The following is a 13,028-nucleotide window of genomic DNA, read 5'->3' as shown; positions in this document are numbered from 1 at the left end:
ATCATGGCAATGATCGAACGGATCACCGTAATCCTCGATGTCTTCGACGACCGCACCTCCCGCCTGACCCTGGAGGAAATCAGCCGCCGGTCACAACTACCTCGTTCGACGGTGCACCGCATCCTGAAACAGCTGGTCCGGCTCCAGTGGGTGGAACACACCCCCTTCGGCTACACCATCGGGCGCCGCGCGCTGCGAATGGGCGGAATCTCCGAAGGCTACAGCGCGATCCGCGCGGCCGCGGCCCCCGTATTGCAGGACCTGCACATGCAGACCGGGATGGTCGTCCACCTCGCCGTGCTGGAAGGAGGTGAAAACGTCTACCTCGACAAAGTCGGTGGTCGTGACGCGTCGACGCTGCCGTCACGGATCGGCGGCCGCGGGCCCGCCTATGCGACGGCCTGCGGAAAATCCATGCTCGCGTTCCTCGCCCCCGAATGGGTGGACGGCATGTACGGTCAGCGACTGCATCGGTGCACCGAACGCACGATCGGCGAGATCACCGCACTGCACCGGGAACTCAATCTCGTGCGGCGCCGCGGTCTGGCTTTCGACTGGAGCGAAGCCTTCCGGGGTCTGGCCTGCGCAGGCGCCGCCATCCGCGGCACCCGCGGTCCCTTGGCCGCACTATCGGTCTGCGGGCCCGCCGACACCGCACCGTTCGAGCGGGCAGCCCCGCTGGTGGCCTCCGCAGCCCGGGAAATCGCCCTGACACTCGGCCGGCGACCCGCCCCGGTAGCCGCCGGGCCGGGATCCCGGCGTTCCCGTGACGACGAACCGATCCACCGCTACGACGACAGGCGGTCCGCGTCATGTCCCGACCCCTCACCGGCTCCGGCGCGCTGATCACTGGCGGCGGGCGGATTTCGGGTTTCCGGTTGACATCCAGCGGTGGCTGTGCGGCAGGGTCGGCGTTTTCCAGCTGCCGCCGGGTCGCGTCCACGGGGGTGTCGCGGTAGGTGCCGGTTTCTGCGGTGTAGCGCAGGGCGGAGCCGAAACCGGTGCGAGTGCCGCCCTGCGCCCGCGCCGGGCAATCAAGGCGGCCGGCCCAGGTCATCGATGACGACTCGCTCACCTTCCGCCCGCGCCGCCGGATCCGATACACACCGTGACTATCGGCCCAAATATTCAGAGAATGCCTCAGACGAGCTTCACCCTGAGGAATTGGGCGATCCCTATCCGTTCGAACGTCCGCCGTCGCTTCGACGAGAGCATCGGCAAGGCTGTTGCCGCGTCGATCACTTCGGGTTCCGTCACGTCCCGGGTTTCGCCTTCGACCGACATTGTCGCCTGCCCGGTGGCAAGCATGTTCTGTAGCCAATCCACTCGGGTGCCGTAGGCCAGGGGAATGATGAACCCGTCCTGTACGCGGTCTGCTCCGATCGGCGTGGAGTACTGTCTGCCCGACTTTCTGCCGGTATGCCGGATAGCGGCCGCATAGGAATTCTTTTGCCCGGCAAACGCGCCCATCACCGGGTTGAGCAGGTACTTGTTCGAGATACGAATCGCGCGCAGCAGCGGGCGGGGCCAAGTTCCTGGTGCGAGCGCCATACCCCGGATGCTACCGCTCGACGGCCGGCACCATCACCGATAGCACCCCCGGGCTGCGGGTACTCCCATATCCGCGCGGTATTCGGCGACAACTACGTTGATCCCTGGCGGGGGAGCGCTCCGGTTCGGTCACTCACTCCGGCGCTGCGCCGCAGCCCGGGACGGGTACGTAGGGGAGGGACGCCCGCGGAATGCGGAGCCCCCGGGGACGCGGTGTGAACGCAGGGCCGCGAAGTTCGGCCGAGATCCCGGAACAGCCTGAACCTCGAGCTGTCAGGCCCGATGAAAAATAATCTCCATACGACGATATGCGCATCTAACCATGTGTGCTTTCAATGTGTGGTCCCGTTGCACCCACAACCAAAAGATAGAAAAGACAAAGGAAGAGGCTTCCTATCAGAACTCGAAGTGCAGGTCCGAGAGTCGGTTCCGTCGTACATGTTGGGGGGAGTGGGCGCGGGCCGCCGGAATCGCAGCGAGGGTCGGATGAACAGTCCGTGGACGGAGCGGAACAGGATGGTCGTGAGACATCTATCCCGTTGCGCGACGTGGGACTTCGTGCCCTGCACGGAGGGAGCCGGCCCACTGTCGACGCTGTGACCTGGAGTCGGACCGTCCTCGATGACGCAACGAGTGCGTGGCTTCCCACCACAGATGGTCGGTTCGACGTTCCCGTTGTATGCAGCGGCGTTTTATGTCCTCTATGGCAGGCCAATACCGTCGAGTGCATGGAGTGGAATTTTCAGTCGGCCGAAGAGCTCGCGGCCGCCTTGCGTGCCGGTGCGGTGACCTCGGTAGAGCTGACCGAGGAGGCGATCGCTCGTATCGAGCGTGACGACACCGTGATCAACGCGATCTGTGTGCGAGATTTCGATCGGGCGCGGGCCGCCGCACTCGATGCCGACCGGGCACGCACCCGCGGCGAGGATCGGCCGTTGCTCGGAATTCCGGTGACGGTCAAGGAGTGCTACAACATCGCCGGGTTGCCTACGACCTGGGGCATGCCGGCGCAGCGGGACTATGTGCCGGCCGAGGACGCGGTACAGGTGTCGCGGTTGAAGGCAGCCGGTGCAGTGCTCCTCGGGAAGACCAATGTGCCGTTGATGCTGCGGGATATCCAGAGCTTCAACGAGATCTATGGCACGACCAACAATCCGTGGGATCACGCCCGTACGTCGGGTGGGTCCTCCGGCGGTTCGGCGGCGGCGCTGGCGGCCGGATTCGGTGCGCTCTCCATTGGGTCCGATCTCGCCGGTTCACTGCGCACCCCGGCGCATTTCTGCGGTGTCTACGCACATAAGCCGACACTCGGACTGGCGCCGACGCGTGGCATGGTCGCGCCGCCTGCGCCGGCCTTGCCGATCGACCTCGATCTGGCTGTGGTCGGCCCGATGGCGCGTACCGCCCGCGACCTGGCGCTGCTGCTCGACGTGATGGCCGGACCGGACCCGCTGACCCACGGCGTCGCCTACAGGGTCGCACTGCCGCCCGCCCGCCACGAGCGGTTATCGGATTTCCGTGTCCTGGTCGTCGAGGACCATCCGCTCATTCCGACCGGATCGGCGGTGCGAGCAGGCGTGAACCGGGTCGCCGACGCCCTTGCGGAGGAGGGGGCCCGTATCGTACGGCGCAGTCCGCTGCTGCCCGATCCGGCCGAAGCTGCGACGCTCTATATGCGGTTGATGCTGTCGAACGCCGCAGCCGGTCTTTCCGTCGACGTGTACGAACAGTTGCAGGCCCGTGCCGCCACCCTGACCGCGGACGACGGGAGTCTCGATGCGGCGCGGCTGCGCGGCATGGTGCTGCGCCACCGCGATTGGGTCGAGGCTGACAACGGTCGTGAGTTGCACCGTCACCGCTGGCGGCAGCTGTTCACCGAGTTCGATGCTGTGGTGTGTCCGATTACACCGACTCCCGCGTTTCCGCACGACCACAGCGGAGGTCTGGAGGACCGGCACATCGATATCGACGGCGTCGGGTACCCGTACTTCGACCAGCTCGTCTGGGCCGGTGTGGCCACTATGCCCGGGCTGCCTGCCACCGCCATACCTGCGGGCCGGTCGCCCGAAGGTCTGCCGGTGGGTGTGCAGCTGATCGGTCCGATGTTCGAGGACCGCACCCCGCTGCGGCTGGCCGAATTGCTCGAGCAGAAGATCGGCGGATTCCAGGCACCGGAGTAGGGCGTACTACCGCGTGCCCGGCGAGAAATCTGAACGCGCACCATAGGTGGCCGAGGAATCTCGGTCGAAGGCATAGCGGTGCGGCCTTGCCTCACCATAATTCGTCACCGTGACGAATTATGGTGAGGCAAGGGGCTTACGAATCAGGGGAGGAGTGGGTTGATCGTCGGCAAGTGAGCGCCGACCCCGTATGCGAGCTCCCTGTGGAACGATCGAGGGCGCCGGGAGTATGCGTCGCAGTTGCCGGCCGACTCCTGGTCGGCGCCATACGCGTGGACGCGCCGCCACGGCGCCGGTCGGCCGATCTCGCAGCGTCACGGGAGATTTCCGAGTTGACATAATGCGTGCGGCGTACCGGCCATATGGAGCCGGGCCGGCTTCCGGGCCCTGCGGCGAACTCGACGCGTCGTTCCGTCGGGACTCCTGAACGGTGGCGGGGCCTGTCCGTGTGGTCCGACGGCAGCATTTCGCAAGCGGTTGTTCACGATTGAGTTCCTGGCCCAGGCCGCCGAAGACTGCCGATAATCTACATTCTGTCAACTCAGTTCTGGCGAGGGCTGCTACCCCGTCTTGTGTAGGTGGCTGCAGACGGAATCGATATCGGTGATGTCCGCGTACTTGGCGCCCAGATCGAAGAGGTTCGCCTCGTGCACCGCATGGTTGCGCTCCCCGCAGGCATCCTCGACGACCTTCGGAATGAATCCGTGTTGTAAGGCGTCGGTCGCGCTCGCACGAACGCATCCCGAGGTGGTGACACCGGCAACGACGACGGTATCTATTCCGTTGGCCGTAAAGGTGGCTGCCAGTGAAGTACCGTGAAATGCCGAAGCGTACTGTTTGACGATCTCGATCTCGCCGGCATGTGGTTCGAGATCGGCGACGAACCGTCCCAAGCCTTCGGGGTGTTCGGCCGTCAACAGGCCGAGAGCCGGGACCTTCTTGACGAAGAGTCCCGCGTCGGTGAGGGACGTAGAGTATTCGACGCGGGTATGCACGATGAGAAGTCCGGCGGATCGTGCTGCCGACAGCAGAGCTGCCGCCCTGTCGACGAGGGTGCGGTCGGGCAGGCACAGTGCGGAGCCGGCCCGGAAATACGCTTCCATCATGTCGATCATCAAGAGGGCGGGCCGCTGCCCCCAGCCGAGTTGTCCGCCGAAGCCTGCCTCGCTGTAGTCGGTGTCGAGCCTCATCAGCCCACCGCCGAGCCCTGTATCCGTATTTGCCGCGAGACCTGGACGGTACGGCCGGGGTGGTGAACCGGCCGGGGTGTTTGCATCGCGGTAGCCCAGATGGTGGTGTGCATTCGTCTCTCCTCGAAATCGGTGGCGGCAGGGTCAGTACTCGCGAAGCAGAGTTCCCGATGCGTGGATCTGATCGGTGATGCCGTTGGTGCGCAGTGCATGCCACCAGGTGGCAGCGTTGATGGCGATCACCGGTTTATCGAGCCAGCGTTCGGCCTCATCGGCCAGACGAACCATCGACAGGTTGGTTCCGACCTGGACGATTGCATCGATGTCCGGTCCGTCCACCGCTCGGATTGCCGCTCGTAGTGTTGCCTCCGGGACTCGTGCTATGTCGACTGCCGACGGACATTTCAGCCCTTCGAGCTTCACCACGTCGTAGCCGCATTCGGAGAGGAAGAGGCGAACGTTGTCGTCCGCGATGGGCTGGTACGGGGTGACGACACCGAGGCGGCGGGATCCGAACAGGTCCAGTGCTCTCCGTACGGCGTCCGCGCCCGTAGCCAGCCGTTTACCGGAGAAACCCTCGAGATGCTCGGTGAACTGCCGATTGCCCTCGATGCCGCCCCAGAAGGTTTCGGCCGACATCCCCATCACCAGGTAGTCCGGATCGCAGGTGAGCAGGCGTTCGCAGGATGCTTCGATCTCCGCGCGGATCTGCTCGAGGAGCCCTTCGAAATCCTCGTTGCTGGCGAGCTTCTGGTCTCGGATATGGATGCGCGATACATGTGCGGTGACACCGGGGACGGACATCCGGTAGTAGTCCGGCTCCACGACTGTATTCGTCGATGGGGCCAGGACACCGAATACGCTGCGCCAGCCGAGTACGTCAACCATGAGTCTCCTTTGCAGTGAGCAGAACCGGAGTGCCGTCCAGAGTAGATTGTGTACATATGGCGGGCGGTCGTGCCGGTGCATGTGGTACATCCAAGCATCTCCGCAATCCGGGATGGCTGCAAATGTACGTCATTAACCAGGTTTTTACAGGTTTTCCTGATGTTCTTGTACGTCAGGGGGTGCCACGGGCGCTGTGTGCCACTCCCCTGCGGCACACGCAAGTTGTATACGAACTGTTGACCGATCCCGTCGCAGCCCCCCATACTCGTCTCACCTCCGGTGAGTCGTGGAGGCCCGTGCCCGACCCGCTCACTCGGAGTGCCGGCTCAGCGCGCCAACGCAGTTGTCGGCGAATCGCAGTGTTCGAAGGAGAGATGTCGATGATCGAGAGAAACGTGCTGACCTTGCAGGATGCGGAGATCATCCTCGCGGCCGGCAAAGCGAAAGCGCTCGAGATCGGTGTGGCGATGACACTGGTAGTGGTCGACCACTCGGGGCATCCGGTGGCCGGTATCAGAATGGACGAAAGCCCGCTGATGGCACTCGCGATGGCGAAGCAGAAGGCGTACACCGCGGTCGGCATGGGTGTGCCGACGTCTTCATGGGAGTCGGTGGCGAACGAGAATCCGTCGTTCGCGGGATCGATCACGAGCATCCACAAGTTCACACCGTTCGGCGGCGGGATTCCGGTGCGGGCGGAGGGCACCCTGGTCGGCGCTCTCGGTGTCAGCGGCGGGGCGGTCGAAGAGGACATCGCTGTCGCCGAAGCCGGTGTGGCTGCGTTCGGCTGATCGTCCGGAATCAGGCATTTCATCTCGATCAGCTGGTCGACAACGTGGAAGGAACAGATCATGGGAACGCTCGACGGACAGATCGCCTTTGTTACCGGCGGCGCACGCGGTCAGGGACGGTCGCATGCGGTGCACCTTGCGAGCCTGGGAGCGGATATCGTCATCGTCGACTCCCTGAAGGACAATGACACAACCGAGTATCCGATGGCAGGCCCGGCGGACCTCGACGAAACCGTCCGCTTGGTGCGGGCGCAGGGTCGTGACGTCTACACGCGTCAGATCGATGTGCGCGATTTCGATGGTCTGGTTGCTTTCGCGGACGAGGTGGTCGACAAGTTCGGCAAGATCGACATCCTGCTTGCCAATGCAGGCATCATGACCGCGGTCGAGATCTCCGAGATGAGCCCACAGGTCTGGGCCGAGACCATCGATATCAATCTGACCGGGGTGTTCAATTCTTTCCGTGCGGTGTTGCCGCATATGATCGCGGCAGGTTACGGCCGGGTGGTTGCCACCTCGTCCGGTGGTGGGCATATCGGGTTCAACAACCTGGGCCACTACTGTGCGTCCAAGTGGGGTGTTATCGGTTTGGTGAAGTCGGCAGCTATGGAGTTGGCCGGTAAGGGGATTACCGTGAATGCGGTTACGCCGACCAATGTCAACACAGATATGATCCGCAATCCCGCGTGTGAGGCATTGTTCTTGCCCGGCGTCGACAACCCGAGTGAGCAGCAGATCCGGGACGCCTATGTGATCAATCCGATGGGGGTGCCGTGGATCGAACCGATCGATGTGTCGCGCACGATCGCGTTCCTGGTCTCCCCCGATTCGACGTACATCACGGGTGAAACGCTGGGCCCACTCGCAGGTTCCGGTGCCACGAACGGTGCTGCGTGACACGGGTGCTCGTGTAGAACCGGGCGGGGTGGGGAGTCCTTCGGTTGGCCCCGCCCGGTTCCCTTCCGCTGTGGATCTTCATCGGCCCGGCGCGGTGCCGTCCGGAATCGGGAGCATTGCTGCGCGCGCGTTGTGCAGGTGTGAGCACATGACCGATTCGACCCAGTCGGCGTTGCCGCTGCGGAGTGCCGCGACGATTTCGAAATGGTGCGCGAGGCTACGAGCGAGTGCCTCGTCGGTGTAGTGGTGGTAGTTCTGGGTGGCGATCGAGATGTGGGCGACCGAGGCAAGTGTCTGCTGCAGTTGCGGGCTTCCCGAGGCTCCTATCAGGGTGGCGTGGAACCGGCGGTTGAGTTCGGCGAGCGCGATGAAATCACGGTTCGCCGGTACTGCTGCCAGTTCGTGCATTCGGTGTGCGAGTTCGTCGAGTTCGTCGAGTTCGGACGATGTCAGCCGTCCCACGGCCTTTCCGCAGGCGACGGGTTCGAGCAGCATCCTCAAGTCGAAGATTTCGCGTAGTTGTTCGGCGGTCCAGGTTGCTACCCGGGCTCCGCGGTTCGGCAGTATCTCCACCAGCCCTTGGGCCGCCAGGCGTGACAGCGCCTCACGAACGGGGGTCCGGCTCACTTCGAGGATCTCGGCGAGCTCGACTTCGCCGAGGCGTTCGCCCTGTGCCCACTGTCCGGAAAGGATTTTCTCGCGTAACAGATCCGTGGCACGGATCGACGCCGAGCTGCTCTGCGACATACTTCGCCCCTCTCGAATTGCAGTTCAGATTATGGTGCTGTCCGTCTGCCGGCAATGCGTCGGATCCACTAGGCGCAGAGGAAGGTTCGCTCCGGCGCGTGGTCAGGAGGCCGGGAAGAGACCGGCTCGTGCGAGTTGACCGGGTACACGGTATCCGAGCACAGTGTCGAGCCATTTCGCGGTGTCGAGAAGTGGGTGGATGTCGAGGCCGGTGTCGATTCCGTTGCGGTCGAGGAGGTACCACAGGTCTTCGGTGGCGATATTGCCCGTTGCCGCGGGGGCGAATGGGCAGCCTCCGATTCCGCCGACACTGGCGTCGAGGGTGCAGGGTCCGAGGGCGGCGGCGGTGAGTGCGTTGGCGTAGCCGGTGTTGCGGGTGTTGTGGAAATGCCAGCGCAGGGGGATGCCGGGTGCCTCGGCGGCGGCTGCGCCGGCCAGTTCGGTAACTTGCCTGGGTACGCCGACTCCGATGGTGTCGGCGAGTGCGAGCTCGTCGGGTTGGGCTTGCACGCAGCGGGCGATGAGCTCCGTTACCCGGGTTATCGGTACTTCGCCTTCGAATGGGCAGCCGAAGGCGGCAGCGATGGTGATTGTGGTGCGTAGGCCTGCGGATCGGGCTCGTGCCGCGAGGCGTGTCCACAGTTCGATTCCTTGGTGTGTGCTGGTTCCCTGGTTCTTTCGGCTGAAGGTGTCGGTGGCGACGACGACGATGTTGACTTCGTCCAGGCCGGCGGCGATCGCCCGGTCCAGCCCGCGTTCATTGAGTACCAGCCCGATCCAGGAGACGTGGCCGCGTGGCAGGGCGGCGGCGACCGCTTCGGCGTCGGCCATCTGCGGTACGAGCCGGGGGTGTACGAAACTTGTCGCTTCTATTCGGCGGATACCGGCGGTGATCAGTGAGTTGATCAGTGTGAGCTTGTTGTCTGTCGATACCGGTGTCTTTTCGTTCTGTAGGCCATCTCGTGGTGATACGTCGATGATCGTGATCTCGGAGTTCGGTTCCGTGGCCGGCGCGGGACGGCTGTCGATGCTCATGGTCGAATGGTGCCTCGCGCGTTAAATGTATGCAACTTTCTTGGCTGAGCGTGCAGGATCAGGAAGATCCTGCAAGTTTCTGGCTGTTTCCGTTGCCGACCCGGCGTAGTGGGGTTACTCTGTATGCAATCTTGGAGGTGGGAATGTCACAAGCATCTCTACGCGCAACAACTCTGCTGCGCGAACAGATCCTGGCCGGGCGTTGGGAAGCGGGCGAGCGTTTGGGTGAGGCCGAACTGGCCGAGATCCTGCAGGTCAGCCGGACCCCGGTGCGTGAGGCACTGTCCCGCCTCGCGGCAGAGGGCCTCGTGGAGATCGCGCCGAACCGAGGCGCTCGGATTGCCTCGTGGACGCCGCAGCAGGTCGCGGAGATCTTCGATCTCCGGCTATTGCTCGAACCGGTCGCCTCGGGGAAGGCGGCGGGGCGGCTCTCGGCCGAAACGATCGATACGCTCGAACAGCTCGCGGAATCCATGCAGGAGCTCGGAAGTGCAGAGGGTGAAAGGGATTTCGGCAGGATAGCGACCCTGAACCGCCAGTTCCACACGACCCTGCTCGAGGCATCCGACAGTCCGCAGTTGCTGGCGACGCTCACATCGGTCACCCATATCTCGATCGCCACTCGCAACTACAACGTTTATACGGAGCGGTCGCTGGCGAGAAGTCTCGCGCACCATTTCGAAATCGTGGCGGCGCTTCGGGTGGGTGACGGGGAGTGGGTGGAGGCCGTCGTTCGATCGCATCTGCACAATGCCCGCGCCGCGATGCTTACGCCGCCGCAGGGCGTCGAGACCACCGCTATCGGCCAAGACATCACCAATGTTCTCGTTTGACCCGAAATGGACGGCCACCGGCGCCCGGTAGCGGCCGTCCCCATCCCACTCCCCCAACCCCCGGAGCAGATCCCTGTGCCGAACGCACAGGAGCCCCGGCAGCGGGGCCCGCAGGCACGTCCGCGGCCCGCACCGGAAACACCATGAGGAGCGCTATGTCCTACCCGACGTCGCAGGATGATCCGAGCCCGCGCGGTCCGCTGTCGAATGTGCGTGTGATCGAGATGGGCCAACTGCTCGCCGGTCCGTTCTGTGGCCAACTACTGGCCGATTTCGATGCCGATGTGATCAAGCTGGAGGATCCGGGGCGCGGTGATCCGATGCGTCAATGGGGGCGCAACACATCCCACGGCGAGTCGCTGTGGTGGCCGGTCGTGGGCCGGAACAAGAGATCGGTTACCTGCAACCTCCGGACAGCGCAGGGGCAGCAGATTGCCCGCGACCTGATCGCCACGGCCGATATTCTCGTCGAGAATTTCCGGCCCGGCACCCTGGAGCGTTGGGGACTCGGCTACGAAGAGCTGCGGGCACTCAATCCGAAACTTGTGATGGTACGGGTTACCGGGTATGGGCAGACCGGACCCTATGCTCCTCGCGCCGGATACGGTTCGATCGGTGAGGCGATGGGCGGGCTGCGTTACATCACCGGAGATCCCGAGTCGCTGCCGAGCCGCACGGGGATCTCGATCGGTGATTCTCTCGCAGCGATTTTCGCGACTATCGGCGCCCTGGTGGCGCTGCATTCGGCACAACGTACCGGGAGCGGCCAGATAGTCGACTCGGCGATCTACGAGGCTGTTCTGGCGCTCATGGAGTCTACGGTTCCGGAGTACGAACTCACGGGCTACCAGCGGGAGCGCAGCGGTTCGATACTGCCGAACGTCGCTCCCAGTAACGTCTACCCCACTGCGGACTCGAGCAGTATTCTCATCGCAGCGAATCAGGATACGGTTTTTCGTCGCCTGGCGATCGCCATGGGCCGACCGGAACTGGCGGACGACCCTCGGTACGGTAGTCATACCGCGCGCGGCGCCAACCAGGGAGAACTGGATGACCTGGTTTCCCGGTGGACCTCCCAGCAGATTGCCGACGACCTTCTGAAGCTCCTGGAGGACTCCGGTGTTCCGGCCGGCCGTATCTACCGGGCGCAGGACATGCTCGCCGATCCCCATTTCACGGCCCGTGAAGCCATTGTCACTGTGCAGCACAAGCTGCTCGGTGATTTCCCGGTTCAGAACGTGGCGCCGAAGCTCTCGGGTACGCCGGGTTCCATCCGCTGGCTCGGGCCCGAGCTGGGAGAGCACACCGACGAAGTGCTTCGTGACGTTCTGGCCAGATCCCGCAGCGATATCGACGCCATGCGCACCAGTGGTGCCATCTGAGTATGCCCGACCGAACCCGTACCGCCAGAGCACACCGATGATTGGAGAAATTTGTATGCCGACCTGGAAGCGGGAGGACGCAGCCGAACTCAGCAGCGAATCCGTCGAGGCTCTCATCCGGAATGAGATACCGGCTGTTCGAATCAGTGGTTTCGCTTCTGCGGAGGAATGTGCCGCGTTCACGAACGCGGTCTACAACTCGCCGGATCTGAAGTCTTACAGTGTCGAGACTCCGACGCATTATCTCGGTCTCGTCATGTACGAGTACCGGCAGGGGGGCGGGCGGAAGGCGGAGTTCTTCGATGCCGCGCCGGCTGCTGTCGCGGCTCAGCAGAAACTGTACGACCAGTCGTTCGATGTTCCCAGTAGGTTTCGGGAGATGCTGGGCCCGTACTACGACGGTCCTATTGTGGTGCCGATCGAACCCGGATACGGGAGTTATTGTCCGGTGGTGGTGCGTATCGCCTCGAACGGTGTGCATCTGCATGCGGATTTCGCGCCGTACAACTCACCGGGGTGGGAGATCGGTGCGATCGAGGCCCAGATCACGTGGAATCTCTACACTCAGTGCCCGAGCGTGGGTGGACAGACGACCGTTTACAACGCACCGTGGACCCCTGCCGAGGACGACGACCCGGCCCGTGGGCTGCCCGATTCGACCGTGGAATCCGATCCCACCGTGCAGAGCTTCACATTCGCGCCGAATGTGGGCGAGATCGTGCTGTTCAACCCGCGTAACCCGCACAAGATCGCCGCTGGATCCGCGTCCGAGGGACGTGTCTCGATCGGCTCGTTTCTCGGTGTGAACGCGAACAACGACCTGCTCATGTGGTCTTGACGACCCCGCAGGCATCAACCCATCAACAACAGGAGTGATCATGGCTATCGAACCCGAGGATCGATTGATCCAGCCCACAGGACGTAACTTTGTCGAGAACGCGGATGTGCCCGCCGATCCCGTGAGCCTCATCGAGGATGCCGTCGAGGACGGTGAACTCACGGTGAAGCCGTTGATGGTGGGTAAGGAGATCATCTTCATCGAGGCGTTCAAGGGGAAGGGAATGGTCGACCCCATGCACGTCCACGACGACCACGAGTCCATCGGGTATCTGCTGCGTGGGCGTCTCCGCCTCGTTATCGGAGACGAAGAGTTCATCGCCGAGGCCGGTGACACCTGGTTACATCCCCGTGGTGTGCCGCATATGAGCGAGGCACTGGAGGATTGCGTCCAGTTGGAGGTCAAGTCACCGCCGCGTAAGACCTGGTACACCGACGCCGAGATTCTCGAGCGCAAGAAGAACGACAAGTAGAGCTCCACTGTCTCATTGCGGGCGCCGGGTCCGGTATCACCGACGCCGCCTGATCCGCAGATACCGCAACCTCCCGGATGATCGTAACCTGCTGGCTGCCATCATTTTCCGGTTACGACATCCGGGTGGTCCTCTGAATGTCCCACTTCTCCGCGGCCCGCGAGTTTCGGTGCTCCCACTTCTTGTGGAACCTTTCTCGCGATTCGTCTGCCGCGATAACGCCG

Annotated in this window: 13 protein-coding genes; 8 read left to right on the top strand and 5 right to left on the bottom strand. The window is 63.5% G+C overall.

Features of this window, described 5'->3' with window-relative positions:
• Nucleotides 1-3 precede the first annotated feature (3 nt).
• Nucleotides 4-846, top strand: coding sequence for an IclR family transcriptional regulator (locus tag NS6_RS01600; RefSeq protein WP_245669090.1), 843 nt, complete (start codon nucleotides 4-6; stop codon nucleotides 844-846).
• A 294-nt stretch (nucleotides 847-1,140) separates the two neighbouring features.
• On the opposite strand, the gene NS6_RS01595 is transcribed toward NS6_RS01600, so the two are convergent.
• Nucleotides 1,141-1,551, bottom strand: coding sequence for a nitroreductase/quinone reductase family protein (locus tag NS6_RS01595; RefSeq protein WP_068035490.1), 411 nt, complete (start codon nucleotides 1,549-1,551; stop codon nucleotides 1,141-1,143).
• A 728-nt stretch (nucleotides 1,552-2,279) separates the two neighbouring features.
• Between NS6_RS01595 and NS6_RS01590 the strand changes: the two genes are divergently transcribed.
• A complete protein-coding gene (locus tag NS6_RS01590; protein WP_068035488.1) occupies nucleotides 2,280-3,731 on the top strand; it encodes an amidase in 1,452 nt (483 codons plus the stop codon).
• A 560-nt stretch (nucleotides 3,732-4,291) separates the two neighbouring features.
• Here NS6_RS01590 and NS6_RS01585 read toward each other — a convergent pair.
• Together NS6_RS01585 and NS6_RS01580 are read right to left on the bottom strand one after the other, a co-directional pair.
• A complete protein-coding gene (locus NS6_RS01585; protein ID WP_068035486.1) occupies nucleotides 4,292-4,921 on the bottom strand; it encodes an isochorismatase family protein in 630 nt (209 codons plus the stop codon).
• 144 nt (nucleotides 4,922-5,065) lie between these two features.
• Nucleotides 5,066-5,809: a maleate cis-trans isomerase family protein gene (locus NS6_RS01580; RefSeq protein ID WP_068035484.1), complete on the bottom strand. Its 744-nt coding sequence runs from the start codon at nucleotides 5,807-5,809 to the stop codon at nucleotides 5,066-5,068.
• Nucleotides 5,810-6,189: 380 nt separating this feature from the next.
• Between NS6_RS01580 and NS6_RS01575 the strand changes: the two genes are divergently transcribed.
• Nucleotides 6,190-6,600, top strand: a complete 411-nt coding sequence (locus tag NS6_RS01575) for a GlcG/HbpS family heme-binding protein (RefSeq protein WP_084470563.1) — start codon at nucleotides 6,190-6,192, stop codon at nucleotides 6,598-6,600.
• Nucleotides 6,601-6,660: 60 nt separating this feature from the next.
• The gene (locus NS6_RS01570) at nucleotides 6,661-7,497 is read left to right on the top strand and encodes a mycofactocin-coupled SDR family oxidoreductase (RefSeq protein WP_068035480.1); all 837 of its coding nucleotides are present in this window, start codon (nucleotides 6,661-6,663) and stop codon (nucleotides 7,495-7,497) included.
• 78 nt (nucleotides 7,498-7,575) lie between these two features.
• On the opposite strand, the gene NS6_RS01565 is transcribed toward NS6_RS01570, so the two are convergent.
• On the bottom strand, nucleotides 7,576-8,244 hold the full coding sequence (locus NS6_RS01565; RefSeq protein ID WP_068035479.1) for a GntR family transcriptional regulator: 669 nt from the start codon (nucleotides 8,242-8,244) through the stop codon (nucleotides 7,576-7,578).
• 102 nt (nucleotides 8,245-8,346) lie between these two features.
• Nucleotides 8,347-9,279, bottom strand: a complete 933-nt coding sequence (locus NS6_RS01560) for a hydroxymethylglutaryl-CoA lyase (protein WP_068035477.1) — start codon at nucleotides 9,277-9,279, stop codon at nucleotides 8,347-8,349.
• A gap of 143 nt (nucleotides 9,280-9,422) precedes the next feature.
• Here NS6_RS01560 and NS6_RS01555 point away from each other — a divergent pair, with 143 nt between their 5' ends.
• The 4 genes from NS6_RS01555 (at nucleotide 9,423) to NS6_RS01540 (ending at nucleotide 12,804) form a co-directional block, all read left to right on the top strand.
• Complete coding sequence (locus tag NS6_RS01555; protein ID WP_084470562.1) at nucleotides 9,423-10,112, top strand: GntR family transcriptional regulator; 690 nt, start codon at nucleotides 9,423-9,425, stop codon at nucleotides 10,110-10,112.
• A 155-nt stretch (nucleotides 10,113-10,267) separates the two neighbouring features.
• Nucleotides 10,268-11,494 carry a CaiB/BaiF CoA transferase family protein gene (locus tag NS6_RS01550; RefSeq protein ID WP_068035474.1) on the top strand — a complete coding sequence of 409 codons (1,227 nt, stop codon included), beginning with the start codon at nucleotides 10,268-10,270 and terminating at the stop codon, nucleotides 11,492-11,494.
• Nucleotides 11,495-11,549: 55 nt separating this feature from the next.
• Nucleotides 11,550-12,332: a 2OG-Fe(II)-dependent halogenase WelO5 family protein gene (locus tag NS6_RS01545; RefSeq protein ID WP_068035472.1), complete on the top strand. Its 783-nt coding sequence runs from the start codon at nucleotides 11,550-11,552 to the stop codon at nucleotides 12,330-12,332.
• Nucleotides 12,333-12,372: 40 nt separating this feature from the next.
• Complete coding sequence (locus tag NS6_RS01540) at nucleotides 12,373-12,804, top strand: cupin domain-containing protein (RefSeq protein WP_068036046.1); 432 nt, start codon at nucleotides 12,373-12,375, stop codon at nucleotides 12,802-12,804.
• The last annotated feature ends 224 nt before the right edge of the window (nucleotides 12,805-13,028 follow it).

The sequence above is a fragment of the Nocardia speluncae NBRC 108251 genome (assembly GCF_001613245.1).
GTDB classification, from domain to species: Bacteria; Actinomycetota; Actinomycetes; order Mycobacteriales; family Mycobacteriaceae; genus Nocardia; species Nocardia speluncae.
The sequence above is the reverse complement of the archived record's forward strand: the minus strand, read 5'-3'. Positions and strand labels throughout refer to the sequence as shown.

Bases quoted from the DNA above. Each gene is read 5' to 3' on its own strand.
- NS6_RS01570 (WP_068035480.1), top strand. From the start codon at position 6,661: ATGGGAACGCTCGACGGACAGATCGCCTTTGTTACCGGCGGCGCACGC.
- NS6_RS01595 (WP_068035490.1), bottom strand. From the start codon at position 1,551: ATGGCGCTCGCACCAGGAACTTGGCCCCGCCCGCTGCTGCGCGCGATT.
- NS6_RS01600 (WP_245669090.1), top strand. From the start codon at position 4: ATGGCAATGATCGAACGGATCACCGTAATCCTCGATGTCTTCGACGAC.
- NS6_RS01555 (WP_084470562.1), top strand. From the start codon at position 9,423: ATGTCACAAGCATCTCTACGCGCAACAACTCTGCTGCGCGAACAGATC.
- NS6_RS01540 (WP_068036046.1), top strand. From the start codon at position 12,373: ATGGCTATCGAACCCGAGGATCGATTGATCCAGCCCACAGGACGTAAC.
- NS6_RS01550 (WP_068035474.1), top strand. From the start codon at position 10,268: ATGTCCTACCCGACGTCGCAGGATGATCCGAGCCCGCGCGGTCCGCTG.
- NS6_RS01575 (WP_084470563.1), top strand. From the start codon at position 6,190: ATGATCGAGAGAAACGTGCTGACCTTGCAGGATGCGGAGATCATCCTC.
- NS6_RS01590 (WP_068035488.1), top strand. From the start codon at position 2,280: ATGGAGTGGAATTTTCAGTCGGCCGAAGAGCTCGCGGCCGCCTTGCGT.
- NS6_RS01545 (WP_068035472.1), top strand. From the start codon at position 11,550: ATGCCGACCTGGAAGCGGGAGGACGCAGCCGAACTCAGCAGCGAATCC.
- NS6_RS01565 (WP_068035479.1), bottom strand. From the start codon at position 8,244: ATGTCGCAGAGCAGCTCGGCGTCGATCCGTGCCACGGATCTGTTACGC.
- NS6_RS01585 (WP_068035486.1), bottom strand. From the start codon at position 4,921: ATGAGGCTCGACACCGACTACAGCGAGGCAGGCTTCGGCGGACAACTC.
- NS6_RS01580 (WP_068035484.1), bottom strand. From the start codon at position 5,809: ATGGTTGACGTACTCGGCTGGCGCAGCGTATTCGGTGTCCTGGCCCCA.
- NS6_RS01560 (WP_068035477.1), bottom strand. From the start codon at position 9,279: ATGAGCATCGACAGCCGTCCCGCGCCGGCCACGGAACCGAACTCCGAG.